We start from the raw sequence: 26,671 nt of genomic DNA on the forward strand, positions 1-26,671 counted from the left end.
GATCTACACCGGCGTCGATACGTCGAGGCTGTTGGAGATCTATGAATCGGCTCACCCGAGGGCGTGAAGTATTGGGGTTGCGCGAGGCTTCCGGACTTCGCCACGGGATGATGAGGGGTGGGCGGCTCAACCAACCGCAAGCCGTTCAGTAATTCGAGCGATAGTCAAAACTGATTGAACCGAAGACAATTTCGTTCTCCGGGTTAACCGTTTTGCCGTTTTTCCAGCTTAGGAAAGGACCATGAAACGGGTCATCGTCATCGCCGACCGCGCTGCGCTCTTCTCGCTGAAGCTGCTCCTGGCGTTCCATGTGCTGTTCTTCCTGTCTCTGCTCGCCGTCCTGTTGTTTGCGGCGGGCAAGGCGCATGCCGAAATCCCGTCCTGCACCGGCGCCGACATGCTGTCGGCGTTGCAGAAAAGTGACCCGTCCACCTACCGCAAGATCGAGGCGGAAGCCGCCGCAACGCCGAACGGCAAGGGCCTGCTGTGGAAGCTGGAGAAGACGGGCGAACAGCCGTCCTTCCTGTTCGGCACCATGCATATGACCGACCCGCGCGTCACAGCGCTGCCGCCGGCGGCGCAGAAGGCCTATGACGGCGCCGGCACCATCGTCATCGAGACCACCGAAGTGCTCGACCAGCAGAAGATGATGGCGGCCCTGCTCAAGCAGCCGGAGCTGATGATGTTCACCGACAGCACCACGCTGTCGTCGCTGCTGTCGCCCGACGACGCCGCGGCGGTCGACAAGGCGCTCGACGAACGCGGCATCCCGCCGGCAACCGTCGCCAAGATGAAGCCGTGGATGCTGTCGGCCATGGTGGCGCTTCCAGCCTGCGAGCTCGCCCGCAAGGCGGGCGGCGCGCCGGTGCTCGACGTCAAGCTTGCCGAGGATGCCAAGGCCTCCGGCAAATCCGTCGAAGGGCTGGAAACCGTCGTCGACCAGCTGCGCGCCATGGCTTCGCTGCCGATGGCGTTCCACATGAAGGGACTGGTCGACACGCTGAAGCTCGGCGACAAGATGAACGACGTCAACGAAACCATGATCGTGCTCTACCAGCGCGGCGAGACCGGCATGTTCTGGCCGCTGTTTCGCGCCGTGCTGCCCGGCGAGACGGGCGACGCGACAGGCTACGCGGCGTTCGAGCAGACCATGATCACCAGCCGCAACAAGGCGATGGTCGATCATGCCGGACCATTCCTCGCCAAAGGCAGTGCCTTCATCGCCGTCGGCGCGCTGCATCTGCCCGGTCCCGAGGGCCTGGTCGAGGATTTCCGCAAAGCCGGCTATACTGTCACCGCTGTCGATTGAGTCGCGTGGGCAGCGGAGGAACCGTGCGCCGCGTTTTCGGCGCTTTCCTTCCCTAGCGTGAAACCCCATCAACGGTTGCGCGTTGATGGCTGTTGATTGATCATTTTCATCCACGGAGGACACTTTTATGGCGAATCCATCAAACGACACGCCCAGATCAGGTGGCGGCGGCAGCCCTTGGCTGATTGCATTGGTCGTCGTTATTCTGGCGATTGTCGCGTATTATGTTTTCGGAAGAAGTGGTGAGCATCCGGCGACCGAACCGCCGGCCGCGAGCACACCGGCCCCGGCCCCAGCGCCCGCGGAACCGATGAAGCCCGCCGAACCGGCACCCGCGCCTGCCCCGGCACCCGCGCCTGCTCCTGCACCGGCGACACCGGCTCCTGCCCCGGCCCCAGCTCCCGCACCGGCCCAGTAATCCGGGCCACGGCTTTCAACGAAGAACGGCCCGCCTTCCGGTGGGCCGTTCTGTTTGGGCAGGCAAGGAGGCAATTCCCTCAGGGAAAGCGCTACGCGCTTTTCCCGGGAAAACCGTGTCACGGTTTTCCTGGATCGTTCTAAATATGGATCGGCTTGAAGAACGTCGCCAATGCCGCTTCCTTCACTGCTTCCGACATGGTCGGATGGGCATGACAGGTGCGGGCGAGATCTTCCGACGAGCCGCCGAATTCCATCAGCACCGCCGCCTCGTGGATCATCTCGCCGGCGCCGAAGCCGACGATGTGAACGCCGAGCACGCGGTCGGTGGCCTTGTCGGCCAGGATCTTGACGAAGCCGTCGGTGTGCAGCATGGCGCGCGCCCGGCCATTGGCGGTGAACGGGAATTTCCCGACCTTGTAGTCGATGCCGGCCTTCTTCAATTCTTCCTCGGTCTTGCCGACCGAAGCGATCTCCGGGCTGGTGTAGACGACGCTCGGAATGACGTCATAGTTCACATGGCCGGCCTGGCCGGCAATGGTCTCGGCCACTGCCACGCCCTCATCCTCGGCCTTGTGCGCCAGCATCGGCCCGGCGATGACATCGCCGATGGCATAGATGCCTGGTACGTTGGTCCTGAGGTGCGCGTCGGTTTTGACCCGGCCGCGCTCATCGACCTCGACGCCCGCTTCCTTCAGGCCCAGGCTGTCGGCGAAAGCGCGGCGGCCGGTGGCGATCAGCACCATGTCGGCCTCGATCGTCTCGGCCGCGCCGCCTTTCACAGGCTCGAAAGTGACGCTGGCGCCCTTCTTGGCCTTGGCGACGCCGGTGACCTTGGCGCCGAGCCTGAATTCGAAGCCCTGTTTGGAGAGCAGCCGCTGGAATTGCTTGCAGACCTCACCGTCCATACCGCCGAGGATGGTGTCGAGGAATTCGACCACGGTGACCTTGGCGCCGAGCCGCGCCCAGACCGAGCCGAGCTCGAGCCCGATGACGCCGCCGCCGACCACGACGAGATGGCCGGGCACCTTGTCCAGCGACAGCGCGCCGGTCGAGGACACGATGACTTTTTCGTCGAAGTCGACCGTGACGCCAGGAATGCCGGCGACATCCGAGCCGGTGGCGATGACGATGTTCTTCGTCTCGATTTCCTCGACCTTGCCGTCCTCGCTCGTCACCGACACCTTGCCCGCCGCGACCACCGTGCCGATGCCGCGAAAACTATCGATCTTGTTCTTCTTGAACAGGAAGGCGACGCCGTTGACGTTCGCCGTCACCGTGGCGTCCTTGTGCGCCATCATCTTCTTCAAATTGAGCTTCGGTGTCACTTCGACACCCAGTGTGTCGAAGGAGTGGCCGGCTTCGGCGAACATCTCGGAGGCATGCAGCAACGCCTTGGACGGAATGCAGCCGATGTTGAGGCAGGTGCCGCCGAAGGTCGGGTTCTTCTCGACCACCGCGACCTTCAGCCCGAGCTGCGCCGCCTTGATGGCGCAGACATAGCCGCCCGGTCCCGAGCCGATGATTACGACGTCATAAGCCATGTTTGTTTCCCTTTTTCTTGGGGCGCTCAGCGGCCGCCGCTGACGTTCAGGATCGCGCCGGTCGTATAGGACGCGGCATCGGACAACAGGTAGAGAACCGCGCCCGCGACTTCATCCGCGGTGCCGGCTCTTTTCATCGGCAGAAGATCGCGGAAGCGTTCTATCCGGTCCGGCTGTCCACCCGAGGCATGGATTTCGGTATCGATGATGCCCGGCCGCACCGCATTGACGCGGATGCCTTCCAGCGCCACCTCTCGGGCGAGCCCCATGGTGAAGGTGTCGATCGCGCCCTTGGACGCGGCGTAGTCGACATATTCGCCCGGCGAGCCCAGAACTGCCGCAGCCGACGAGATGTTGACGATGGATCCACCCGACCCACCGTGACGGCTCGACATCCGCTTCACCGCTTCGCGGGCGCAGAGGAACGACCCCACGACATTGATGCGCATCATGCGCTCCAGCCGTGAAACATCCATCTCATCGACCCGCGCCTTGACGTCGACGATGCCGGCATTGTTGACGAAAGCATCGAGCCGGCCATAGCCGCGGTCGACGGCTTCAAACATGGCAACGATATCGGATTCGACGCCGACATCGCCCCTGACCGCAAAGGCCTCGCCGCCTGCGGCCTTGATTTCGCCGACCAGTGCCTCGGCGGCGGTCTGGTGGGAGGTGTAGTTGACCGCTACGCGATAGCCAGCCTTCGACCCGAGCCGGCAGATCGCGGCGCCGATGCCGCGGCTGCCACCGGTGACCAGCAGCACCTTTTGCGTCCCGCTCATTCCTGGCATCCCTTCAAGGCAAACACGTCCGACGGCACTTTCGAAAACCCGGCGCCGCCATAGGCGGTGGATTGATGCAACACCGGACCGAGATCGGGCAGGATCAGCGTCTTCGGTGCTTCGACGCCTTCGGCCGGCAACAGGCCGATGCTGCCCTTTTCATCCGACGTATAGATGACGCCGTTCCACAAGGTGCAGGCGGCAAGCTCGGTGCCGGTAACGTCGCCTCCCGGGCATTTGTACATCAGCGCCCCGTTCGGTCGCGAAACACCTTCGTTCCATTGGACGATGCCGTTCAGCACCACATCGTTGTCGAGGATCAAGCGGAACGTGTTGGTGACGGTCGCCGACGTGCCGGTCGGCGTAAAATTGATCTCACTGCCGCTCTGGGCATCGCCGTAGACGGCGAGTTCGGTCGGGCATGCGGCATTAGCGTGGACAGCGGCGAATGCCATACCGGCCGCCAGCGCTATCGGTCCGGCAGGCCCAGGGAACAGGGCCATTATTGGCTACTCCGACCGCGAGCCGCCATCCGACCGCCTCACAGATCAAGCACCAGCCGTTCCGGATCCTCCAGGCTTTCCTTGACGCGCACCAGGAAAGTCACCGCTTCCTTGCCGTCGACGATGCGGTGATCGTAGCTCAGCGCCAGATACATCATCGGCCGGATCACGATCTGGCCGCCGACCACGACGGGCCGATCCTGGATCTTGTGCATGCCCAGAATGCCCGACTGCGGCGCGTTGAGGATCGGCGTCGACATCAGCGACCCGTAGACGCCACCATTGGAAATCGTGAACGTGCCGCCCTGCATGTCCGCAACCGACAGCTTGCCGTCCCGCGCGGCGATGCCGAGCCGGCCGATCTCCTTCTCGATCTCGGCGATAGACATCTGGTCGGCATCGCGCACCACCGGAACGACCAGACCCTTCTCGGTGCCGACGGCGACGCCGATATGGGCGTAGTTCTTGAAGATGATATCGGTGGCATCGATCTCGGCGTTGACCGAGGGGATTTCCTTCAAGGCATGGGTGACGGCCTTGGTGAAGAAGCCCATGAAGCCGAGCTTCACGCCGTGCTTCTTCTCGAACACGTCCTTGTACTTGGTCCTGAGCGCCATCACCGCTGACATGTCCACCTCGTTGAAGGTGGTGAGCATGGCGGCGGTCGACTGCGCTTCCTTGAGCCGGCGCGCGATGGTCTGGCGCAGCTTGGTCATGCGCACGCGCTCCTCGCGCGCCGCATCGTCGCCTGAGGACGGCGCATGGGCAGAGACAGGCGCCGCCGAGACCGGAGCCGCCTTCGGCGTTTCGGCCGGCTGCGACGGCGCACCCTTGGAGACGGCGTCGAGCACGTCGCCCTTCAGCACCTGGCCGCGCTTGCCGGAGCCGGACAATTGGTCGACCGACAGATTGTTCTCGGCGATCAGTTTCGCCGCTGAGGGCGCCGGCGGCATGGTGCGCGGCTCGACCGGACCGGCGTCGCCGGCGACCTTGGCGGTCTCGGCGGCAGCCTGCTTGGTGGTCTGCGCCGCATCGGGGCTGGATGCCTGCGCCACGGCTTGCGGCTTGGTGACCGGTGCGGCGGCGCCGCCGGCCGAAATGGAGCCCAGAAGCGCGCCGACCCCGACCGTCTCGCCCTCCTTGGCGGCGATCTCGCCCAAGGTTCCGGCGCCTGGCGAGGGAACCTCGACCGTCACCTTGTCGGTTTCGAGCTCGACCAGCGGCTCGTCGGCGGCAATGGCATCGCCCACCTTCTTGAACCATTTGCCGATGGTTGCCTCGGTGACGGATTCGCCGAGAGTGGGAACGCGGATTTCGGTAGCCATTGTGCCTGTCCGTTTGTTGTCTGTCTGTTCTATTCGCTCAACTCTGCCTACTCGCCGAGCGCGTCTTCGAGCAAGGCGGCGAGCTGGGCGAGATGCTTGGACATAAGCCCGGTCGCCGGCGAGGCGGATGCCGGCCGGCCGGTGTAGCGCACCCGCTGGTGCTTGGCGTCGATATGCGCCAGCACCCATTCCAGATACGGGTCGATGAACGACCAGGCGCCCATGTTCTTGGGTTCCTCCTGGCACCACACCATTTCGGCATTGCGGAAGCGCGACAGTTCGGTGATCAGCGCCTTGGCCGGGAACGGGTAGAGTTGTTCGACACGCAGCAGATAGATGTCGTTGATGCCGCGTTTCTCGCGCTCCTCGTAGAGGTCGTAATAGACCTTGCCCGAGCACAGCACGACACGGCGGATCTTGGAATCCTTGGTCAGCTTGATGGCCTGGTTGGGCAAGAGCTGGGCATCGTCCCACAGCAGCCGGTGGAACGAGCTTTCGCCCGACATTTCCGGCAGCGTCGACACCGCCCGCTTGTGGCGCAGCAGCGACTTCGGCGTCATCAGGATCAGCGGCTTGCGGAAGTCGCGCTTCAACTGCCGGCGCAATATATGGAAGTAGTTGGCCGGCGTCGTGCAGTTGGCCACTTGCATGTTGTCCTCGGCGCAGAGCTGCAGGAAACGCTCGAGCCGGGCAGACGAATGTTCCGGTCCCTGGCCTTCATAACCATGCGGCAGCAGGCAGACGAGGCCCGACATCCGGAGCCACTTGCGCTCTCCGCTGGATATGAACTGGTCGAACACCACCTGGGCGCCGTTGGCGAAGTCGCCGAACTGAGCTTCCCACAACGTCAGCGCCTTAGGCTCGGCCAGGCTGTAGCCATATTCGAAGCCGAGCACGGCTTCTTCGGACAGCATTGAGTTGATGACCTCATAGCCGGCCTGCGCCGCCGACAGATTGTTGAGCGGGATGTAGCGGGTCTCGTCGCGCTGGTCGTAGAGCACGGAATGGCGCTGCGAGAAGGTACCCCGCTCCGAATCCTGCCCGGAGAGGCGGATCGGGTTGCCGTCGAGCAGGATGGCGCCAAAAGCCAGCGCCTCGGCCGTCGACCAGTCGATGCCTTCGCCGGATTCGATGGCCTGGCGGCGGTTTTCGAGGAAGCGGATGATCGTCTTGTGCGCCTCGAAATTCTTCGGCACCTCGGTCAGCTTCTTGCCGATCTCCTTCAGTGTCTTGGCCGGCACCGCGGTCTTGCCGCGCCGCTGTTCATCCTGGTTGTCGGCCGTACGCAGGCCCGACCAGGCGCCATCCAACCAATCGGCCTTGTTGGGCTTGTAATGCTGGCCGACTTCCCACTCGGATTCCAGATGCTCCCGCCAGTCGGCCTTGAGCTTGTCGAACTCGGCCTGCGTCAAGTGGCCTTCGGCGATCAGCCGGTCGGCATAGATCTGCACCGTTGTCTTATGGTTGCGGATGTTGCGGTACATGATCGGCTGCGTGAAGGCCGGCTCGTCGCCCTCATTGTGGCCGAAGCGGCGGTAGCAGAACATGTCGACCACGACAGGCTTGTGGAATTTCATGCGGAATTCGATCGCCACCTTGGCGGCGTGCACCACGGCCTCCGGATCGTCGCCGTTGACGTGGAAGATCGGCGCCTCGATCATCTTGGCGACGTCGGACGGGTAGGGCGACGAGCGCGAGAAGCGCGGATTGGTGGTGAAACCGATCTGGTTGTTGATGATGAAATGCAGCGTGCCGGCAACGCGGTGGCCGCGCAGGCCGGACAGGCCGAGGATTTCGGCAATGACGCCCTGGCCGGCAAAGGCGGCGTCGCCATGCAGCAAAAGCGGCAGCACCTTGGCCCGCTCTTCCAGCGGCACGATCTCCTCGCGGCCACGGCCGAACAGATAATCCTGTTTGGCGCGCGCCTTGCCCATCACCACCGGGTCGACGATTTCAAGATGCGAGGGATTGGCGGTCAGCGACAGATGCACCTTGTTGCCGTCGAACTCGCGGTCCGACGAGGCGCCAAGATGGTATTTGACGTCGCCCGAGCCCTCGACCTCGTCGGGTGCGGCCGAGCCGCCCTTGAATTCGTGGAAGATGGCGCGATGCGGCTTGGCCATCACCTGGGAGAGTACGTTGAGGCGGCCGCGATGCGCCATGCCGAGCACGATCTCCTTCAGCCCGAGCTGACCGCCGCGCTTGACGATCTGCTCCAGCGCCGGGATCAGCGCTTCGCCGCCGTCGAGGCCGAAGCGCTTGGTGCCTTTGAACTTGACGTCGGCGAACTGCTCGAAGCCCTCGGCCTCGATCAGTTTCTGCAGGATCGCCTTCTTGCCGGTCGCGGTGAAGGAAATCTCCTTGTCGGCGCCCTCGATGCGCGCCTGGATCCACGCTTTCTCTTCCGGATCGGAGATATGCATGAACTCGACGCCCAGCGTCGAGCAATAGGTGCGGGTCAGGATGTCGAGCATCTGGCGGATGGTGCCGAATTCGAGCCCGAGCACATTGTCGAGGAAGATCGGCCGGTCGTAGTCGGCTTCGGTGAAGCCGTAATTCTCTGGCGACAGCTCGTTGTAATCCTCGAGCGTGGCGATGCCGAGCGGGTCGAGATTGGCGTGCAGATGGCCGCGCATGCGATAGGCGCGGATCATCATGATGGCGCGCACGGAATCGCGCGTCGCCTGGTGCACGTCGGCGTCGGAAGGGGCGGCACCGTTGGCGGCAGCCTTCTCCTTGACCTTCTTTTCGATGTGCTTTTCGACCAGGCCCCAATTGCCGTCGAGCGCCGATACCAGCTCGCCATTGGCCTGCAGAGGCCAGGAGGGCTTGGCCCACGAGGCGCCCTTGGCGTTCTTGCGGACATCCCCGGCATCGTCCTTCAGGCCGGCGAAGAACTCCTGCCATTCGAGATTGACCGAGGCTGGATCGTCCTCATACGCCGCATAGAGCGCGTCGATATAATCGGCATTGCCGCCATAGAGGAAAGAGGTGAGCGAAAATTGGTCGTTGGCCTGATCTTGTCGTGCCATTTTGTCTGCGGAGCCTGGCTCCGTCTCCTTTCGAGGGGAATAGTGAGTAGTCAGTAAGGAGTAGGAAAAATGAAGACTTTCCCGTTCAGCTGCTACTCACCCGTTCTTCCCTTTTCACTACTCACTATTGACTACTCACTAGCCCTTAATTGCCTCGACCAACGTCGTGCCCAGCCGGGCCGGCGATGGCGAAACTTTTATCCCGGCCGATTCCATTGCCGCGATCTTGTCTTCGGCGCCGCCCTTGCCGCCCGAGATGACCGCGCCCGCATGGCCCATGGTGCGGCCGGCCGGCGCCGTGCGTCCGGCGATGAAGCCCGCCATCGGCTTGCGGCGGCCGCGTTTGGCCTCGTCCTTGAGAAACTGCGCGGCGTCTTCCTCGGCCGAGCCGCCGATCTCGCCGATCATGATGATCGACCTGGTCTCGTCGTCGGCGAGGAACATTTCGAGCACGTCGATGAATTCGGTGCCTTTGACGGGATCGCCACCGATGCCGACGGCGGTGGTCTGGCCGAGGCCGACATTGGTGGTCTGGAACACGGCTTCATAGGTAAGCGTTCCCGAGCGCGAAACAACACCGACCGAACCCTTGCGGAAGATGTTCCCGGGCATGATGCCGATCTTGCATTCGTCGGGGGTGAGCACGCCGGGACAGTTCGGGCCGATCAGCCGCGACGTCGAACGGTCGAGCCGCGCCTTGACCTTGATCATGTCCATGACGGGAATGCCTTCGGTGATGCAGACGATGAGCGGGATTTCGGCCTCGATGGCCTCGATGATGGCTTCGGCAGCACCCGCCGGCGGCACATAGACGACGGAAGCGTTGGCGCCGGTCCTGGCCTTGCCCTCGGCGACGGTGGCGAAGATCGGCAGGTTCTCGCCCTTGGCGCCGGTCCAGGTCTCGCCGCCCTTCTTGGGATGGATGCCGCCGACCATCTTGGTCCCGTGATAGGCCAGCGCCTGTTCGGTGTGGAAGGTGCCGGTCTTGCCGGTCAGGCCCTGCACGAGCACCTTGGTGTTCTTGTCGACGAGAATGGACATGGTGAGAACGCCTCTGAATTCAGCGATTACAAGAAAGGATTGACGGCTCGCACCGAGCCATAAACCTGGTTGTGGTTGAGATCTTCGGTGTAGAAAATCGGCGCGCCGAGATATCCGGCTGCGGCAAGAAGCGCGGCGTCGTAGTAGTGAATTCCGTAGCGGCGTGCGAGGTCCAGTCCTGCGCGAACATAGCTTTCGTCGACAGGCACCAGCGGACAAGTGCCGAGGAGAACCAGCCATTGGTCGAGCAGATCATCCCCCAGAAGGGATTTTCCTCGCGCCACCGCTGTGAATTCGGCCAAGGTTTGCCCCGACACGCCAAAGACAGTGCTCGATACCAGGTCTTCTGCGATTGGCGCGCGACGTGGGTCACGATTCTTCTCCGAAGCCGCGTAGATCAGGACGTTCGTGTCGAGAAAGCAGTCGATCTTCCCGGTCGGCATAGGCGTCCCTTCGATCCCACTTGTAGGGGGTGTCGGCGCTGTCGCTCCGTTTCGCAGCCTCGTCCATAAGCCGCTTCATTCCCGCCTTGGCCCAGGCAATCCGATCTTCCTGCTCGACTTCATGCGCAAGCAGTGAACGAATGAGGGCGTTGAGCGTCGTCTTGCGACGTCCGGCAAGGCCTCGCGCCTTCTCAAGCAGTGCCTCGTCCATGGCCAGGGTGACGTTCTTCATCGCTCGTCTCCACATAAACGCACAGCCAATATATGTGTGATTATGTGTCTTTCTTCAACCGCTTTGCCCAGGATTTCCATCGCTCAGCCATCCCCCAAAACGGAAGGCGGGACGCGCCGGTAAAGGCCGCTCATCATGTCTTGCCAGCCGTCGCTGCCGACGGGCTGGAATTGCAGTCGCATGCGATAGCTGTCGCTGCCGTCGAAAGCGTAGGTCACGCGTGCGGCCCCGCGCGGCGACGAGCGCAACAGCGTCAGTGTGTTGCCCTCCCACGTGCCGGAGGCCGGCGAGGCCGGCACAAAGCCCATCGAATCGAACTGATGCATGGTGACAAGGCTGTTTTGCCGGTCGAAGCCGAACACGCTGTGCGCGCCGAACGAAATCGTCCCGTCGCGGCGCTGGCGATAGCGTTGCACTACGAACAGGCCGCCGAACTGTGCTTCTGCCAGTACTTCCGAAGTCGCTGAGCCGCCATCGGCCCATTGTGTGTCCGCGACCTCTTCCTCGCCGCGCCACGCGCCGACCAGCGCCTGCAGGCGCTGGTGATCGGCCGAGAGCGAGGAGAAGGAGGCCGCGTTCATGGCTCAGAGCCGCTTCAGGTCGGTGACGGTGAGAGCGCTCTTGGCGTTGCCGGTGTTGAGCGTCGTCGCCGGCTCGAACATCAGCACCACCGGTTCCGGTGTCAGCGAACGCGGCCGGTGCTCGACGCCGCGCGGCACGACGATGAAATCGCCTTCGCCGAGCTCGACCGGACCGTCGCGGAAATCGATGGCGATGCGGCCGCGCAGCACGAGGAAGGCTTCGTCTTCGCTGTCATGGGCGTGCCAGTCGAAAACCGCGCCGAACTTGGCGACCTTCGCCTGGCTGTCATTGACGTCGCCGGCGACATGCGGATCGAAGACCTCCGCGATCTTCGCATCCGCCGCCTCGACGAGATTTATCTTGCGCGGAGGCACTTGATCAGCCCTTCACCGCCGCCACGATCTTCTTGGCGGCGTCGTCGAGATCGTCGGCCGACACGACGTTGAGGCCGCTGTCGTTGATGATCTTCTTGCCGAGTTCGGCATTGGTGCCTTCCAGGCGCACGACCAGCGGCACTTTCAGGCCGACTTCCTTGACCGCGGCGATGACGCCCTCGGCGATGATGTCGCATTTCATGATGCCGCCGAAGATGTTGATCAGGATGCCCTTGACCGCCGGATCCCTGGTGATGATCTTGAAGGCCGCCGTCACCTTTTCTTTCGACGCGCCGCCGCCGACATCGAGAAAGTTGGCCGGCTCGGCGCCGTAGAGCTTGATGATGTCCATCGTCGCCATGGCGAGGCCGGCGCCATTGACCATGCAGCCGATATTGCCGTCGAGCGCGACATAGGCGAGGTCGTATTTCGACGCCTCGATCTCCTTCTCGTCCTCTTCGGTGGTGTCGCGCAGCTCGAGCACATCCGGATGGCGAAACAGCGCGTTGTTGTCGAACGACACCTTGGCGTCGAGGACGCGCAGCCGGCCGTTCTTCATGACGATCAGGGGATTGACCTCGAGCAGGCTCATGTCCTTCTCGACGAAGGCCTTGTAGAGGATCGGGAACAGCGTGCCGCCGTCCCTGGCAGCATCGCCGTCGAGCTTCAGCGCGCCATTGAGTTTCTTCACGTCATCCGCGGTAACGCCCTTTTCCGGATCGATGGCGACGGTGATGATCTTTTCCGGCGTGTCGTGGGCGACCGCCTCGATGTCCATGCCGCCTTCGGTCGAGACGACGAAGGCGATGCGGCCGACCGAACGGTCGACCAGAACAGACAGATAGAGCTCGCGCTCGATATCGGCGCCATCCTCGATATAGAGCCGGTTGACCTGCTTGCCGGCCGGGCCGGTTTGCTTGGTCACCAGCGTGTGGCCGAGCATCTCGTTGGCGTTGGCGACGACGTCGGCGACCGACTTGGCCAGCCGCACGCCGCCCTTGGCGTCAGGCCCGAGCTCCTTGAACTTGCCCTTGCCGCGGCCGCCGGCATGGATCTGGCTCTTCACCACATAGAGCGGGCCGGGCAGCGCCTTGGCGGCGGCTTCCGCCTCATCGGCCTTGAACACCGGCACGCCTTGGGCCACCGGCGCGCCAAAGCCCTTCAGCAGCGCCTTGCCCTGATATTCATGGATGTTCATCTGGATCGTCTCCGGATCAGCTGCTGGGGTTCACTTCGAGGCGAGTTGCGGCGCGATCTTGACGCAGGCCTCGGTCAGGCCTTGCACCGCCGCTACCGAGCTATCGAACATCTTCTGCTCTGGCTTGGAAAGCTCGATCTCGATGACGCGCTCGACGCCACCGGCGCCGATCACCACGGGAACGCCGACATAGGTGTTCTTCACGCCATACTGGCCGGAAAGGTGGGCCGCGCAAGGCAGCACACGCTTCTTGTCCTTGAGATAGGCTTCGGCCATCGAGATCGCCGATGCGGCCGGCGCATAATAGGCCGAGCCGGTCTTCAACAGGCCGACGATCTCGGCGCCGCCGTCGCGGGTGCGCTGCACGATTTGGTCGAGCTTCTCCTTCGAGGTCCAGCCCATCTTGACGAGATCGGGCAGAGGAATGCCTGCAACCGTCGAATAGCGGATCATCGGCACCATGGAATCGCCATGGCCGCCGAGCACGAAGGCGGTGACGTCCTCGACCGAGACCTTGAACTCCTCGGCCAGGAAATAGCGGAAGCGAGCGCTGTCAAGCACGCCGGCCATGCCCACGACATGGGTGTTGGGCAGGCCGGAAAACTTCTGCAGCGCCCAGACCATCGCATCCAGCGGATTGGTGATGCAGATGACGAAGGCCTTCGGCGCGTACTTCTTCAGGCCGGCGCCGACCTGTTCCATGACCTTGAGGTTGATGCCGAGCAGATCGTCGCGGCTCATGCCCGGCTTGCGCGGCACGCCGGCGGTGACGATGCAGACGTCCGCCCCTTCGATCCCGGCATAGTCGTTGACGCCGGTCAGCCTGGAATCGAACCCGTCGACCGGCGACGATTGCGCAATATCGAGCCCCTTGCCCTGCGGGATGCCTTCGGCAATATCGAACAGAACCACGTCGCCGAGGTCCTTGAGGCCGATCATGTGAGCGAGCGTGCCGCCGATCATGCCAGAGCCGATAAGCGCTATCTTGTTGCGTGCCATGTCAGGATAGTTTCCCTTTGTTCGTGATGTCGCTCAAATCGCTGACGATCTGATGACGGCGTCGAGGAAGAGACCGGAATGCTGCGGGGATCCCGCGAGATTTCGCCGCACCCAATAGCCCCGGCGCCGCGTAAATTCAAACGATTATTTTGGAGCGAGCGTTTTCAATCGGTTAGAGTGACCGGGAATTACGTAAACGTAAAAGTTTGAAAACTCGACTGGGGAAAATCTACACGATGAAGATGGAGATCGTAAGACTTGATGCCGGCAATGACGCCCTTGTGATGCGGGTCGCCGAGGATGTGTTCGACGAACCGGTCAGGCCAGATCGATTGGCAGTCTATCTCAGGGAACCCGGCCACTTCATGGTCGTGGCGCTCGCCGACGGCGTGACCGTCGGTCAATGCGCCGCCATCATTCACCGTCATCCCGACAAGGCGACGGAGCTCTACATCGACGAGGTCGGCGTATCGCCGGCCTTCCAGCGCCAGGGCATCGCGCGAAAGATGCTCGACGCGATGTTTGCGATCGGCAGGGAGAATGGCTGCGAAGAAGCCTGGGTCGGCACCGAGCCGGACAACCGTGCCGCCCGCGCGCTTTACGAGTCGCGCGAGGAGACGCACGAGTCAGCAGAGAGCTTCCTCATGTATGTTTATCAACTGTAGCGAGGCTGACAGGAGTTCGGCCTATCTTCGTCCTAGGGTGCGCGCTTCGCTTTGCGTCGCTCCGCCCTGGGACAAAGGCGGCGTAGCCGGCGCCTGCCGCGCCTCCGGCGTCGTCTTCGCCTTCCGCCGCTCCGCCCAATCCTCCAGCCAGTCGCGGCTCTGCATCTCGATCAGCCGCGAAGCCGTGCGTTCGAACTCGAACACCTCGACGCCGCGCTTGGCCACATAGAGTTGCTGCGGCGGCGCTTCCGCGCTTACCACCAGCCTGATGTGATGGTCGTAGAGCGTGTCGACCAGCAGGATGAAGCGCTTGGCCTCGTTGCGCCGGCCTTCACCCAGCACCGGAATGTGGTCGATAAAGATGGTCGAGAAGCGGTCGGCAAGGGCCAGATAGTCGCGCGCGCCGAGTGGCTTCTCGCACAGATCGGCGAAGGAAAAACGCGCCGCGTCGCCGGCGGCGCGCGGAACGGCCAGCTGCCGGCCTTTGACGGCAAGCAACGTCTCGGCCGTCGGCGCGCCGCGCGTCATCGTTTGCCAAGCCGCGTCCATCGCCTCATCGGCCGCCGCATCGGTGGGCGTGACATAGACCGGCGTACGGGCAAGCTTTTCCAGCCGATAGTCCTTGTCGGCATCGAGCGAGAGCACCTGCGCGTGCCGTTCCAATATGCCGATGAAGGGCAGGAAAAGCTGACGGTTCAGCCCGTCGCGATAGAGATTTTCCGGTGCCACGTTCGACGTCGCCACCAGCACCACGCCGCTGGCGAACAGCGCCGAAAACAGCCGGGACAGGATCATCGCATCGGCGATGTCGGTGACCGAGAACTCGTCGAAACACAGTACCCAGGCCTGTTCGGCAAGCGCCCGCGCCACCGGCGGAATCGGATCGTCTTCCCTCACCGTGCCGTCCTTGCGCTCCTGCCGGTGCTTCTGGATGCGGTCCTGCACCTCGGCCATGAAGTCGTTGAAATGCACGCGGCGCTTGCGCCGTACCGGCAGCAGCTCGAAGAACAAGTCCATCAACATGGTCTTGCCGCGGCCGACGCCGCCATGGATGTAGAGGCCCTTGACCGCCTCGTGCGTCTCGCGCCTGCGGGCGAAGAGCCAGCCAAGCGCGCTCGATTTGTGCGCCAGCCGCTTCACCGAAATCTCTGATACCAGCCGGTCGAGAGCGGTGACGATCCGCTCCTGCGCCGGATCGCGCTCGATGGCACCGGCGTCGACCAGATGGTCGTAACGCTGCCTGACGGTCACATGGGTCTGGAGGCCGTCACGCAGATGCATAGGTCACGTCGTTGTCGAGGGATTGGCTTACCTTGTAAGCGAGATCGGCAGGCCATTGGAAGTCTGGCCGTCGAATTTCGAGCCGCCCGAGGAATATAGCCGTGCCAGCGTGCCGCCATTCTCATCGTAAAGCGTCAACTGCTTGCCGGCGACGTTCCACGACTTGATGCCGTCGATCGGCGCCGGGCAATGCAGCGGTCCGGCGCGGAAACCGGCGCCGAATTTGGTCTGCGGCGTCGCCACCTTGCAGCTCTGACCGGAAACGCTGGCGTTCCATACGCCGGCGACACTGGCCGCGGTCAGGTCCGGCGCACCCGCCGGCGCCGAACCGTCCGGCGGCAAGGAGGCGACCTGGCTGTTCTGCGGCGCGGTCGGGAATTGCGAGGGATCGGTGGTGCCGGGAGAGGCCGGAGGCGGCAACTGGTTGGCCGTCACTTGCCCGGACGGTGCTGGCTGCAGCGGCGCCGGCTGCTGGTCGTCCATCGAGGAAAACCGTGACGTTGAGCAGCCGCTCGCAACGAGCGCCGCCAGCGATACGGCCACCAGGGCTGTTTTCGAAAAAGTCATTCCAACCTCCGTCGGATCCGGCGGGGCTGCCGTCCGCACAATGTCGCCCTCCACCAAGATGGAGAAGGTGGCGAAATTTCAACCCGATATGGTTAAAATAGGGTTTGCGCCAAGAATTGTTGCAAATTTGTCGCTATCATCCGGCCAGCGGAGCGCTCGGCACGAATATATAGCCGTCCGGTCCGACGACATAGCTCTCGCGCAGGCCGTGCGGCTTGTCGATCGCTCCGGCCAGCACGATGTGGCCGTGATCGCGCGCGGCGGCCTCGACCGCATCCGGATTGGCGCCGTAAAGGCGCAGCTCGACGCCGGCGCCGCGTGTCTCGGCGCCGGCGATCGTCCCTGTCATGGCATTGTCGAGATAGGAATGGTCGGCGTGCAGCATGAACACCGAGCCCAGCAGCTCGATCGCCGCGAAATCCTCGTCGGCATAGATGATATCGGCGCCGAGCACGTCGCGGCAGAAGGCTTCCATGGCCGCCATGTCGCTCACCAGCAGGTTGACGCCGATGCCGCGCGCCAGCGAGCGGCCGAAATCCCCGGCCTTCATCCATGGTGTCCTGGTCCGCTTCATCGCCATGGCATCGTCCTCCCCAATCCAATCCTACTCAAGCCGGCCGCCCGGGCCGTTGGCATTCGGCCGGCAAACGCTTGCGCCAGCCGGCACAAGGGCTATGTCTATCAAGACGAAATTCGCTGGAGCCGCAAATTGGCTGCGAGACCGAAAGCCGCCAATCGCTACTATAACGGCCCGCCCAGCGATCATTTCGACGGAACCTTGTTCTTCAATCCCGGCGGCCAGCCGCCGGCGCGTTTCGCCGATCTGCTGAAATGGCAGTTCAACGGCCAACGCTCGAAATGGCCGGCCACCAATCCGAGTCCCTTTTTGCAGGCAAAGCCGTCCGCACGTGTCGAGGGCGCCGGCCTGACCGTGACCATGGTCGGTCATTCCACGCTGCTGGTCCAGACCGCGGGCCTGAACATCCTCACCGATCCGGTATGGTCGCTGCGGGCCTCGCCGTTCTCCTTCGTCGGGCCGAAACGCGTCAACGCGCCGGGCATCGCCCTGGCCGACCTGCCGCCGATCGATCTCGTGCTGATCAGTCACAATCACTACGACCATCTCGACATCCCGACGCTGAAGCAGCTCAAGGCCAGGCACGACCCGCTGGTGGTGACCCCGTTCGGCAATGACGTCCTGATTGGCGGGGCGGTTCCCGGCATGCGGCTCTCGGCGCATGACTGGGGCGACAGGGTCGACATCGGCGATGGCGTGGCCGTCCATGTCGAGCCGGCGCATCACTGGTCGGCGCGCGGCACACGCGACCGGCGCATGGCGCTGTGGGCCGGCTTCGTCATCGAGACGCCGGCCGGCCGGATCTATTTCGCGGGCGATACCGGCTTCCATGATGGCATCAACTACCGGCTCATAGCTCACAAGCACGGCGGCTTCCGCTTCGCCATCCTGCCGATCGGCGCCTATGAGCCGCGCTGGTTCATGGCCTCGCAGCATCAGAACCCGGAGGAGGCGGTGCAAGGCATGACATTGTGCAACGCCGCCTATGCGGCCGGTTGCCATTGGGGCACGTTCCAGCTCACCGACGAGCCGATCGACGAGCCCGCACGCAAGCTCGACGAGGCGCTGGAGGCCGAGGGCCTGCCGCCGGAGCGTTTTCGCGCCTTGCGGCCGGGCGAGGTCTGGGATGTGCCGCAGATCTGACCGGGACTGGTTGCGGCCACGGAACCCAAGCGCCACCGGCGCGTTTGTAGATGGGGTCAAATTCTATCGCTCCGCGAGGCATTTCCATGCTCAGATGGATCATCATTCTCCTGATTATCGCCGCCGCTGCGAGCCTGCTCGGCATGCCGGCATTAGCAGGTGCGGCCGCCACCGGCGCGCGCATCCTGATCGGTATCGTGCTGATCATATTCCTGCTGATCGTGCTCGGCGTCTTCGCCGTCACCTGAAGGCGCGATGCACTGGTAATTCCCGCCCTTTTCCGCCATATAGCGGCAAACAGTACGGAATGACCGGAAGAAATGGCAGGCACCGCCCCTTTCGCCAAGATGAACGGCATCGGCAACGAGATCATCGTTGCCGACATGCGCGGCCGTGCCGACCGGGTGACGCCGACAGCTGCGATCGCGCTCAACGCCGAGGCCTCGACGCGGTTCGACCAGATCATGGCGATCCATGAGGCGCGGACGCCGGGTACGGCCTATTTCATCGACATATTGAATTCGGACGGCTCGGGCGCGCAGGCCTGCGGCAACGGCATGCGCTGCGTCGTCCAGGCGCTGGCGGCCGAGACCGGACAAAAGACATTCACCTTCGAGACCGTCGCCGGAATCCTCAACGCGCAGGAACATGCCGACGGCTCGATCTCGGTCGACATGGGCACGCCGCACTTCGGCTGGCGGGACATTCCGCTCGCTGAGGAGTTTCGCGATACCCGCATGATCGAATTGCAGGTCGGCCCGATCGACGCCCCGGTGCTGCATTCGCCCTCGGTCGTCTCCATGGGCAATCCGCATGCCATCTTCTGGGTCGACCGCGACGTCTGGTCCTACGAACTCGACCGCTTCGGACCGCTGCTCGAAAACCATCCGATCTTCCCCGAGCGCGCCAACATCACCATCGCGCAGGTGACCTCGCCCGACAGCATGATCATCCGCACCTGGGAACGCGGCGCCGGCCTGACCAAGGCTTGCGGCACGGCATCCTGCGCCGCCGTCGTGGCTGCGGCCCGCACCCGGCGCACCGGGCGCAGCGTCAATCTACTGACCCCCGGCGGCGGCTCGCTGCACGTCGAATGGCTTGAAAACGACCATGTCATCCTGACCGGTGCGGCCGAATGGGAGTTTTCCGGCAGCTTCGATCCCTCGAGCGGCGCCTGGGCGCGCGACACCGAAAGCGCGGCCTGATGCCCGCTCCTTTCAAGGATGGCGATGTGGGGAAGGGCCCCAATCGCATCGAACTGGTGACCTTCGGCTGCCGGCTGAACACTTATGAATCCGAGGTGATGCGGCGCGAGGCCGAAACTGCGGGCCTCGGTGGGCTGGCTGGCGGCGCCGTCATCTTCAACACCTGCGCCGTCACCGGCGAAGCGGTCCGCCAGGCCAAACAGGCGATCCGCAAGGCGCGCCGCGACAACCCCGAAGCTCGCATCATCGTCACCGGCTGCGCGGCGCAGACCGAGCCGCAGAATTTCGCGGCCATGGACGAGGTCGATCTCGTCCTTGGCAATGAGGAGAAGCTGAAGGCCAATTCCTATCGCGCGCTGCCGGATTTCGGCGTCAACGACAGCGAGAAGGCGCGCGTCAACGACATCTTCTCCGTACGCGAGACCGCCGGCCATATGGTCGATGCCATCGAGGGCAGGGCACGCGCCTTCGTGCAGGTGCAGAATGGCTGCGACCACCGCTGCACCTTCTGCATCATCCCCTATGGCCGCGGCAATTCACGCTCGGTGCCGATGGGCGCCGTGGTCGAACAGGTCAAGCGGCTCACCGGCAACGGCTATGCCGAGATCGTGCTGACCGGCGTCGACATGACCAGTTTCGGCGCCGACCTGCCGGGTGCGCCGAAACTCGGCAGGCTGGTGAAGACGATCCTGCGCCAGGTGCCGGACGTGAAGCGCCTGCGCCTCTCCTCCATCGATTCCATCGAGGCCGACGACGATTTGCTCGACGCCATCGCCACCGAGCCGCGGCTGATGCCGCATCTGCATCTGTCGCTGCAATCGGGCGATGACATGATTTTGAAGCGCATGAAGCGTCGGCATCTGCGCGATCAGTCGATCCGCTTCTGCGAAGACGTGCGCAAGCTGCGCCCCGACGTCGTCTTCGGCGCCGACATCATCGCCGGCTTCCCGACCGAGACGGAGGCGATGTTCGAAAATTCGGCAAAGATCGTCGAGGAATGCGGGCTGACCCACCTGCACGTCTTTCCGTTTTCGCCGCGCGAAGGCACGCCCGCCGCGCGCATGCCGCAGGTCCGCCGCGAAGTGATCAAGCAGAGGGCAGCCCGCCTGCGCGCCGCCGGCGAGACGGCATATCGCCGCCATCTGTCGTCGCTCTCCGGAACGCGCCAGTCGATCCTGATCGAGCGCGACGGGCTCGGCCGCACCGAAGGGTTTACGCTCGCCGCGCTCGCCACCGGCGCGCCGGGCGAGATCGTCGAAGCAACAGTCACCGGTCATGACGGCGCCCGGCTGATCGCGGCTCCGCTTGCCGCCCGCGCCGCCTGAGAAACGCAAGAGATGGCCGGGTTCTTCAAGAAGATATTTTCGTTCGGCAAGAAGGAGGTCGTCGAGGAGCGCGTCGACGAGACCGCCCCGCTGCCGCCGATCAAATGGGATCAGCTCGACACGCTGAAGCCGGCGGCCGAGCAGGCCGTTCCGGAATTCCTGAAGCGGGAGGAGACCCAGGCTCAGCCTCCCGTCGAGCCCGCGCCGCCCGAGGAGCCGACACCCGAGCCTGCCCCGGCCATTCCGCCGGTGCCGGAGCCGACTGTTCCGCCCGAGCCGGAACCGCTGCCGGAGCCGCGGCCGGAGGAGGAACCGGCACCGACGCCCGAGCGCCCGGAGCCGCCGGCACCTGAGGAAGTTCCGACACCTCCGGCCATTCCGGAGCCTGCGCCCGAACCGCGGCCGCAGGAGGTACCGCCGCCAGCGCCCGCCGAGCCGGAAATTGTCCCGTCGCGCCCGGAGCAGCTGCCGGAACCGGCACCCGCCGAAGTACCGACGCCCGCCGAAGTTCCGGTCGAGACACCGGCGCCAATCGAGATTCCTACGACACCGTCTTCGGCGCAGCCGTCACAGGCCGGCGCCCCCCCTCATCCGCCTGCCGGCGCCTTCTCCCCGTATAGTGACGGGGAGAAGGAAGAAGTTCCATCGCCAACGCCTCCCTCTCTCCGTCCTTCATGGGGAGAGGGTAAGGGTGAGGGGCGCCAGCCTGTCGAGAACCTGGCACCCAGTGCCGAAACTGCCGCCGAAATCTCGCCGCCAATTCGCCAGCCTGCGCCGATCGAGCCGCAGCCTGTGCGCGCCGAGATCGCGCCGGAACCTGAGGCAGTTCCCGCGCCGCCGAAGCCCACGCCCGCTCCCGTCAAGGTGACGGTCGCCAAAAAAGTGGAGCAGAAGGCCGAGCCGCAGAAGGCGCCGGAGCCGGCGCCGCGGCGCTCCTGGTTCCAGCGCATGCGGGACGGGCTTGCCCGTTCCTCGCGCGAATTGTCGGGCAACATTGCCGGCGTCTTCACCAAGCGCAAGCTCGACGACGACACGCTGCAGGACCTGGAGGACGTGCTGATCCGCGCCGATCTCGGGCTGGAGACCGCCTTGCGCGTCACCGATTCGCTGGCCGCCAGCCGCTACGGCAAGGATGTCTCCGACGCCGAGGTCCGCACCGTGATGGCGCAGGAGGTCGAGAAGGTGCTGACCCCCGTCGCCCTGCCGCTGGAACTCGACCTCAGCCACAAACCGCATGTCATCCTGGTGGTCGGCGTCAACGGCACCGGCAAGACCACGACCATCGGCAAGCTGGCGGCCAAACTGACCGATGGCGGCCTGTCGGTGATGCTGGCCGCCGGCGACACCTTCCGAGCCGCCGCCATCGAGCAGCTCAAGATCTGGGGCGAGCGGACGAAATCGCCGGTCATCGCCTCCAAGCTCGGCGCCGATGCCGCCGGCCTCGCCTACGATGCCTTCGAGAAGGCGAAGGAAGCGGGTTCCGACGTGCTGATCATCGACACCGCCGGCCGATTGCAAAACAAGGCCGAGCTGATGGCCGAGTTGGAAAAGATCGTGCGCGTGCTGGGCAAGCTTGATCCGGAAGCCCCGCACACCGTGCTGCAGACGGTCGACGCCACCACCGGCCAGAACGCGCTCAACCAGGTCGAGATCTTCCGCAATGTCGCCGGGGTCAACGGCCTGGTGATGACCAAGCTGGACGGCACGGCGCGTGGCGGTATTCTGGTGGCGATCGCGGCAAAACACAGATTGCCGGTCTATTTCATCGGCGTCGGCGAACAGGTCGACGACCTCGAACCGTTCTCGGCAAGCGAATTCGCCAGGGCGATCGCTGGCGTTGCGTAACGGCATGATCCCGGAAGTTGCTTCAACCGGATCGTGCGTAAGAAGGAAGATATGAACCCACCCATTCTCGAACGCGATCCGTCCGACCCGCAGAAAGAGAAGAAGGAAGGCGTCAACCCGCTGCTCAAGCTCGTTCTCGAGCTAGGGCCGCTGCTGGTGTTCTTTTTCGCCAATGCGCGAGGCGAATGGCTGACGCAGAAATTCCCGGCGCTGGCGGAATTCGGCGGCCCGATCTTCGTCGCCACCGGCCTGTTCATGGCCGCCACCGCGATCGCGCTGGTCGCGTCCTGGCTGCTGACGCGCACCTTGCCGATCATGCCGATGGTGTCGGGCGTCGTCGTCTTCATCTTCGGCGCGTTGACGCTCTACCTGCAGGACGACATTTTCATCAAGATGAAGCCGACCATCGTCAACACGCTGTTCGGCGGCGTGCTGCTCGGAGGGTTGTTCTTCGGCAGATCTCTGCTTGGCTACGTCTTCGATTCCGCCTTCAGGCTCGATGCCGAGGGCTGGAGAAAACTCACCTTCCGCTGGGGTCTGTTCTTCCTGTTCCTGGCCCTCGTCAACGAGGTGGTGTGGCGGAATTTTTCGACCGATGCCTGGGTTACCTTCAAGGTCTGGGGCATCATGCCGATCACGCTTCTGTTCACCTTCAGCCAGATGCCGCTGATCCTGCGCCATTCGCTGGACGACAAGACCGGCGGCGAAGAGAAGGCCCGCAAATAAGGCCTGCAAATTGGGGGGAGTGCCATGGAATTCGTCACCACGCGCGAAGAGCTGCGGACGATCTACAAGACGCCGCGTCCGACGGATGGTTCGATCCGCAAAGAATTGAAGGCGCTGGACGGCCATTGCCGCTCCTTCATCGGCAAGAGCCCCTTCGTGCTGATCGGCTCCTCCGACGGCGAAGGCAATGCCGATGTGACACCCAAAGGCGACAAGCCAGGATTCGCCGCCGTGCTTGACGACAGGACCATCGCCATCCCCGACCGGCCCGGCAACAACCGGCTGGATACGCTGGAGAACATCCTGCTCAACCCGTCGGTCGGGCTGCTGTTCCTCATTCCCGGCATGAACGAGACGCTGCGCGTCAATGGCGACGCCCGCATCACCGTCGACGCCGGTTTGCGCGAACGGCTGGCCGTCGACGGCAAGGAGCCGCAGAGCGTCGTCGTGGTCGCCGTCAAGGCCGCCTACATGCATTGCGCCAAGGCCTTCATGCGCTCCGAGCTTTGGAAGCCGGAGAGCTGGCACGATCGCGCCACGCTGCCGACGCTCGGTCAGATCCTGCGCGACCAACTGGCGCTCGCCGATTCGGCCGAGGCGACCGACCGCTGGCTGGACGACGAATACAAGCAGACGATGTGGTAGCGTGCGCGGAAGATTCGTCCGAGCGTCGCCTTGCTGAACCTCCTTGCCATTTCCGGCAGCCTGCGGGCAGCCTCCACCAACTCGGCCCTGGTCGCGGCACTGGCGTGGAACGCGCCAGAGGGCTGCCGCGTCGCCAGGACTCGGCCTGCTGCCGATCTTCAACCCCGACGACGAGGGTGAGCGGACACCGTCCGAAGCGTCCAGGCTGATCGATGCCGTCACCGCCGCCGACGGCGTCATCATCTCATGCCCGGAATATGCGTATGGCGTGCCGGGCGGCCTGAAGAATGCGCTCGACTGGCTGGTGTCGCGCGATGCCGCCGTCGACAAGCCGGCCATGCTGGTGCACGCCTCGCCGCGCTCGCTCTATGCCCGCGCCGCATTGGCGGAGATCATGCGCACCATGTCCTTCGCGCTTCATGACGGCGGGCTGGAGATCGGGCTGCTCGGCAAGAAGCCAGCTGAGGTGGAGGCCGTCCTGGGGGAGCAGGCGAACGCGTTGGCAATGCGCGATGCGTTGTCCGCTTTCGCGGATTTCATTCGCGCGCGTTAGCGCCTACCCTTTTCTCAGCGTCTCGACATCGGTCTTGCCGACATACCAGTCGCGGGCGTTGACCTCCTCGAAGACCACCCAGACATCGTCATTGCCGAGCCCGGTGGCGTCCATGATCGCCGCCGTGACTTTTTTGGCGATGTCGGCTTTCTTGCCGGCCGGATCGGCGGCGATCACTTCCTTGACGATGCGGATGTTGACGAATGGCATGACGTCCTCCCCTTTAATTCAGCTCAGTAGGTCTTGGCGCCGTTCACCATCAGCCGGACCATGTAGAGCGAAGTGGTGCCGGCGATGTAGAGACAGTTCAGCTTGGCGCCGCCGAACACGCAATTGGCCGTCACCTCGGGCACCTTGACCTTGCCGATCAGCGTTCCGTCCGGATCGTAGCAATGGATGCCATCGGCGGCGCTGGTCCAGATGCGCCCGGCATCGTCGAGCCTGAAGCCGTCGAACAGGCCTGCGGTGCAGTCGGCGAAGACTTTTTCACCCGAGACCTTCTTGCCGCCCTCGCCGACATTGAATACCCGCATATGCGCCGGGTTCTGCGCGCCATGCGTGCGGCCGGTGTCGACGACATAGAGCTTGCTCTCGTCGAGCGAGAAAGCCAGCCCGTTCGGCCTGACCATGTCGGTGATGACAGCCTCAACATCGCCGGTACCGGGATCGACCCGGTAGACATGGCAGGCGCCGATCTCGCTCTCGGCCCTGTCGCCCTCGTAATCGGTGTCGATGCCGTAGGTTGGATCGGTGAACCAGATCGAGCCGTCCGACTTGACCACCACGTCATTGGGCGAATTCAGCCGCTTGCCCTTCCATTTGGCGGCAATGGTGGTGACCGAACCGTCGAACTCGGTGCGGCTGACGCGGCGCCCCGAATGCTCGCAGGTCACCAGCCGGCCCTGCCGGTCGACGGTGTTGCCGTTGGAATTGCCGCATGGCTGCCGAAACACGCTGACGCTGCCGTCGGTCTCGTCGTAACGCATCATGCGGTTGTTCGGGATGTCGGACCAGACGACATAGCGGCCGGCGGCGAACCAGGCCGGCCCTTCCGCCCATCGGCAGCCGGTGAAGAGCTTATCCACTTGCGCATTGCCGTTGAACAGCCGCGCAAAACGCGGATCGAGAATTTCGTAGTCGGCGGCGGCCATTCTTTCCTCCCGGTAACGTTGGCAATCCGGCGGCGATCAAGCCAGCAGGAGATCGATATGGCAAGGTCGGCGGCGATGACATTTCCGCAATTTGTAAGACAAAACGACAGGAACCGGCATTCCCATCACGGAAGGGCAATGCGCCGGCGCCGGGGGTGGCGTTCAGGCGCCATTAACCGGCTATGCACATAGCGCAATGGTGCATTGCAACATCTTCTTTTTGCGATGCACCATTCCTATGTCATGCTCCGTATCGATCAAGGGAGGAAGAAACCGGCCGCCAAATGCGGCCCAGAAGGAAACTCGCTATGATCCTCGACAGCCTCTTGACCCGCGCCCGCAGCAGCATCGCCAAGCGCAAGAACTACAACCGCCTCGTCGCTGAAATCGACAGCTTCTCCAGCCGCGATCTGGCCGACATGCGCGCCGACCGCTCGGAAATGCTTTATCAGGTCCACAAGCAGATCTACGGCTGAGCCCACAACAAGCAGATTCGCGCGCTCCGAGACATTGCTCTTCCTCAGCGGTGATGACGAGGGCGCGTGAAAACAGGAGCATTTGACACGTCGGCGAGCGGCGAACGCTTGTCCTTCAATTGTCGACGCGCCCGAAAGCCGGCACCTCGCCGATGACGGTGCGCCGGTCCTTGCCGCAGGCGAAGGACCGTGCTTTCTCGTCGGCAAGCTTGCGCGCCTGGTCGTTGGCGGCAGGATTTCCTGTAGCCAGCACCAGTGCGACCGTGCAGCCGTCGCGCGCATCCATTTGCGCGACCTTGGAGACGAGCAGCACGTCGGTGGGTTTCTTCTCGTCTTCCGGATTGCTGATCGAGCGGCGGTGAATGACCGCGAACGGCACCGTCTTGTCGCCGTCGGTCTCGATGCGCCACTCGATCCTGGCGCCTGAGGAATTGAAGCCGGAGAAACTTTCCCAGACCGATGTCATGTCGCCGCCGGGCGGGAAACCATAAAACAGCGATTCGCGCGCATCGTCATAGGCGATCAGCACCGGATAGCCACGATAGCCCGAACAGGCGAGGTCGGCCCAGTCGCCATCACCGTCCCCGGCCTGCGCATAGGTGACGCAGTCGTTCTTCCAGTCGAGATCGGTGTAGGCGCTCGATATCTCGCCGGCATGCGCTGCCCGGCAGACGCTGGCGAGAACGAGTGGAAGAACCAGGCTGCGCATCGCGGACATCTCCGTTGAAGGT

At 63.8% G+C, this 26,671-nt stretch carries 29 protein-coding genes; 11 read left to right on the plus strand and 18 right to left on the minus strand.

The annotated features are described in order from the left end of the window. The first annotated feature begins 241 nt into the window (after nucleotides 1–241). Nucleotides 242–1,309, plus strand: a complete 1,068-nt coding sequence (locus FJ953_RS20095; RefSeq protein ID WP_140492766.1) for a TraB/GumN family protein — start codon at nucleotides 242–244, stop codon at nucleotides 1,307–1,309. Between the two features lie 557 nt (nucleotides 1,310–1,866). Here FJ953_RS20095 and lpdA read toward each other — a convergent pair. From lpdA to mdh, 12 genes are all read right to left on the minus strand, one after another. Beyond that, nucleotides 1,867–3,270, minus strand: coding sequence for a dihydrolipoyl dehydrogenase (gene lpdA, locus FJ953_RS20105; protein ID WP_140554848.1), 1,404 nt, complete (start codon nucleotides 3,268–3,270; stop codon nucleotides 1,867–1,869). Nucleotides 3,271–3,296: 26 nt separating this feature from the next. Beyond that, complete coding sequence (locus tag FJ953_RS20110) at nucleotides 3,297–4,052, minus strand: SDR family oxidoreductase (protein WP_140554849.1); 756 nt, start codon at nucleotides 4,050–4,052, stop codon at nucleotides 3,297–3,299. Next, nucleotides 4,049–4,507, minus strand: coding sequence for a hypothetical protein (locus FJ953_RS20115; RefSeq protein ID WP_181171679.1), 459 nt, complete (start codon nucleotides 4,505–4,507; stop codon nucleotides 4,049–4,051). Before FJ953_RS20115 ends, FJ953_RS20110 begins: the two co-directional genes overlap by 4 nt. Nucleotides 4,508–4,593: 86 nt before the next feature. Continuing rightward, nucleotides 4,594–5,880, minus strand: a complete 1,287-nt coding sequence (gene odhB, locus FJ953_RS20120; protein WP_140624925.1) for a 2-oxoglutarate dehydrogenase complex dihydrolipoyllysine-residue succinyltransferase — start codon at nucleotides 5,878–5,880, stop codon at nucleotides 4,594–4,596. A gap of 47 nt (nucleotides 5,881–5,927) precedes the next feature. Continuing rightward, on the minus strand, nucleotides 5,928–8,912 hold the full coding sequence (locus FJ953_RS20125; protein WP_140624926.1) for a 2-oxoglutarate dehydrogenase E1 component: 2,985 nt from the start codon (nucleotides 8,910–8,912) through the stop codon (nucleotides 5,928–5,930). Nucleotides 8,913–9,050: 138 nt separating this feature from the next. Further along, nucleotides 9,051–9,953, minus strand: a complete 903-nt coding sequence (gene sucD / locus FJ953_RS20130) for a succinate--CoA ligase subunit alpha (RefSeq protein WP_140624927.1) — start codon at nucleotides 9,951–9,953, stop codon at nucleotides 9,051–9,053. A 26-nt stretch (nucleotides 9,954–9,979) separates the two neighbouring features. Beyond that, nucleotides 9,980–10,396 carry a PIN domain-containing protein gene (locus FJ953_RS20135; protein WP_033838548.1) on the minus strand — a complete coding sequence of 139 codons (417 nt, stop codon included), beginning with the start codon at nucleotides 10,394–10,396 and terminating at the stop codon, nucleotides 9,980–9,982. Further along, entirely contained in the window at nucleotides 10,323–10,628 is a 306-nt protein-coding gene (locus FJ953_RS20140; RefSeq protein ID WP_140492797.1) for a hypothetical protein, read from the minus strand. The genes FJ953_RS20135 and FJ953_RS20140 overlap by 74 nt, the downstream gene beginning before the upstream one ends. An 83-nt stretch (nucleotides 10,629–10,711) precedes the next feature. Then, complete coding sequence (locus FJ953_RS20145; protein ID WP_140624928.1) at nucleotides 10,712–11,209, minus strand: DUF1579 family protein; 498 nt, start codon at nucleotides 11,207–11,209, stop codon at nucleotides 10,712–10,714. A gap of 3 nt (nucleotides 11,210–11,212) precedes the next feature. Next, nucleotides 11,213–11,584: a cupin domain-containing protein gene (locus FJ953_RS20150; protein WP_140624929.1), complete on the minus strand. Its 372-nt coding sequence runs from the start codon at nucleotides 11,582–11,584 to the stop codon at nucleotides 11,213–11,215. A gap of 4 nt (nucleotides 11,585–11,588) precedes the next feature. After that, nucleotides 11,589–12,782, minus strand: a complete 1,194-nt coding sequence (gene sucC / locus FJ953_RS20155; RefSeq protein ID WP_140492804.1) for an ADP-forming succinate--CoA ligase subunit beta — start codon at nucleotides 12,780–12,782, stop codon at nucleotides 11,589–11,591. 30 nt (nucleotides 12,783–12,812) lie between these two features. Beyond that, nucleotides 12,813–13,781, minus strand: coding sequence for a malate dehydrogenase (gene mdh, locus FJ953_RS20160; protein ID WP_140492808.1), 969 nt, complete (start codon nucleotides 13,779–13,781; stop codon nucleotides 12,813–12,815). Nucleotides 13,782–14,017: 236 nt separating this feature from the next. Here mdh and FJ953_RS20165 point away from each other — a divergent pair, with 236 nt between their 5' ends. Further along, the gene (locus FJ953_RS20165) at nucleotides 14,018–14,446 is read left to right on the plus strand and encodes a GNAT family N-acetyltransferase (RefSeq protein ID WP_140492811.1); all 429 of its coding nucleotides are present in this window, start codon (nucleotides 14,018–14,020) and stop codon (nucleotides 14,444–14,446) included. Nucleotides 14,447–14,467: 21 nt separating this feature from the next. Here FJ953_RS20165 and zapE read toward each other — a convergent pair whose 3' ends face one another. From zapE to FJ953_RS20180, 3 genes are all read right to left on the minus strand, one after another. Then, entirely contained in the window at nucleotides 14,468–15,727 is a 1,260-nt protein-coding gene (zapE, locus tag FJ953_RS20170) for a cell division protein ZapE (protein WP_140624930.1), read from the minus strand. A 27-nt stretch (nucleotides 15,728–15,754) separates the two neighbouring features. Next, nucleotides 15,755–16,294: a protease inhibitor Inh/omp19 family protein gene (locus tag FJ953_RS20175; RefSeq protein WP_140492818.1), complete on the minus strand. Its 540-nt coding sequence runs from the start codon at nucleotides 16,292–16,294 to the stop codon at nucleotides 15,755–15,757. A gap of 136 nt (nucleotides 16,295–16,430) precedes the next feature. Next, entirely contained in the window at nucleotides 16,431–16,874 is a 444-nt protein-coding gene (locus FJ953_RS20180) for a hypothetical protein (protein ID WP_140518076.1), read from the minus strand. 129 nt (nucleotides 16,875–17,003) lie between these two features. Between FJ953_RS20180 and FJ953_RS20185 the strand changes: the two genes are divergently transcribed. The 8 genes from FJ953_RS20185 to FJ953_RS20220 all read left to right on the plus strand — a co-directional run bounded on the left by FJ953_RS20185 (nucleotide 17,004) and on the right by FJ953_RS20220 (nucleotide 24,313). Next, nucleotides 17,004–18,014 carry an MBL fold metallo-hydrolase gene (locus FJ953_RS20185; RefSeq protein ID WP_140624931.1) on the plus strand — a complete coding sequence of 337 codons (1,011 nt, stop codon included), beginning with the start codon at nucleotides 17,004–17,006 and terminating at the stop codon, nucleotides 18,012–18,014. A gap of 86 nt (nucleotides 18,015–18,100) precedes the next feature. Then, nucleotides 18,101–18,262, plus strand: a complete 162-nt coding sequence (locus FJ953_RS20190; RefSeq protein ID WP_140492827.1) for a DUF1328 family protein — start codon at nucleotides 18,101–18,103, stop codon at nucleotides 18,260–18,262. 72 nt (nucleotides 18,263–18,334) lie between these two features. Beyond that, entirely contained in the window at nucleotides 18,335–19,219 is an 885-nt protein-coding gene (gene dapF, locus FJ953_RS20195; protein ID WP_140624932.1) for a diaminopimelate epimerase, read from the plus strand. After that, the gene (gene mtaB, locus FJ953_RS20200; protein WP_140524972.1) at nucleotides 19,219–20,544 is read left to right on the plus strand and encodes a tRNA (N(6)-L-threonylcarbamoyladenosine(37)-C(2))-methylthiotransferase MtaB; all 1,326 of its coding nucleotides are present in this window, start codon (nucleotides 19,219–19,221) and stop codon (nucleotides 20,542–20,544) included. Before dapF ends, mtaB begins: the two co-directional genes overlap by 1 nt. A gap of 12 nt (nucleotides 20,545–20,556) precedes the next feature. Further along, a complete protein-coding gene (gene ftsY / locus FJ953_RS20205) occupies nucleotides 20,557–22,389 on the plus strand; it encodes a signal recognition particle-docking protein FtsY (protein ID WP_140566685.1) in 1,833 nt (610 codons plus the stop codon). Nucleotides 22,390–22,440: 51 nt separating this feature from the next. Then, nucleotides 22,441–23,115, plus strand: coding sequence for a septation protein A (locus FJ953_RS20210; protein WP_140524974.1), 675 nt, complete (start codon nucleotides 22,441–22,443; stop codon nucleotides 23,113–23,115). A 24-nt stretch (nucleotides 23,116–23,139) separates the two neighbouring features. Further along, nucleotides 23,140–23,760, plus strand: coding sequence for a pyridoxamine 5'-phosphate oxidase family protein (locus FJ953_RS20215; protein WP_140518070.1), 621 nt, complete (start codon nucleotides 23,140–23,142; stop codon nucleotides 23,758–23,760). A 43-nt stretch (nucleotides 23,761–23,803) separates the two neighbouring features. Continuing rightward, the gene (locus tag FJ953_RS20220; protein ID WP_281405130.1) at nucleotides 23,804–24,313 is read left to right on the plus strand and encodes an NADPH-dependent FMN reductase; all 510 of its coding nucleotides are present in this window, start codon (nucleotides 23,804–23,806) and stop codon (nucleotides 24,311–24,313) included. Between the two features lie 3 nt (nucleotides 24,314–24,316). On the opposite strand, the gene FJ953_RS20225 is transcribed toward FJ953_RS20220, so the two are convergent. Together FJ953_RS20225 and FJ953_RS20230 are read right to left on the minus strand one after the other, a co-directional pair. Continuing rightward, nucleotides 24,317–24,523, minus strand: coding sequence for a 4-oxalocrotonate tautomerase family protein (locus tag FJ953_RS20225; RefSeq protein ID WP_013892236.1), 207 nt, complete (start codon nucleotides 24,521–24,523; stop codon nucleotides 24,317–24,319). A 23-nt stretch (nucleotides 24,524–24,546) separates the two neighbouring features. Then, a complete protein-coding gene (locus FJ953_RS20230; RefSeq protein ID WP_140518068.1) occupies nucleotides 24,547–25,464 on the minus strand; it encodes an SMP-30/gluconolactonase/LRE family protein in 918 nt (305 codons plus the stop codon). A 308-nt stretch (nucleotides 25,465–25,772) separates the two neighbouring features. Between FJ953_RS20230 and FJ953_RS20235 the strand changes: the two genes are divergently transcribed. Further along, the gene (locus tag FJ953_RS20235) at nucleotides 25,773–25,940 is read left to right on the plus strand and encodes a hypothetical protein (RefSeq protein WP_140492852.1); all 168 of its coding nucleotides are present in this window, start codon (nucleotides 25,773–25,775) and stop codon (nucleotides 25,938–25,940) included. Between the two features lie 115 nt (nucleotides 25,941–26,055). On the opposite strand, the gene FJ953_RS20240 is transcribed toward FJ953_RS20235, so the two are convergent. Next, the gene (locus FJ953_RS20240) at nucleotides 26,056–26,649 is read right to left on the minus strand and encodes a hypothetical protein (protein ID WP_140624933.1); all 594 of its coding nucleotides are present in this window, start codon (nucleotides 26,647–26,649) and stop codon (nucleotides 26,056–26,058) included. Between the last annotated feature and the right edge of the window lie 22 nt (nucleotides 26,650–26,671).

This window comes from Mesorhizobium sp. B2-3-6, from assembly GCF_006442305.1.
Taxonomy (GTDB): domain Bacteria; phylum Pseudomonadota; class Alphaproteobacteria; order Rhizobiales; family Rhizobiaceae; genus Mesorhizobium.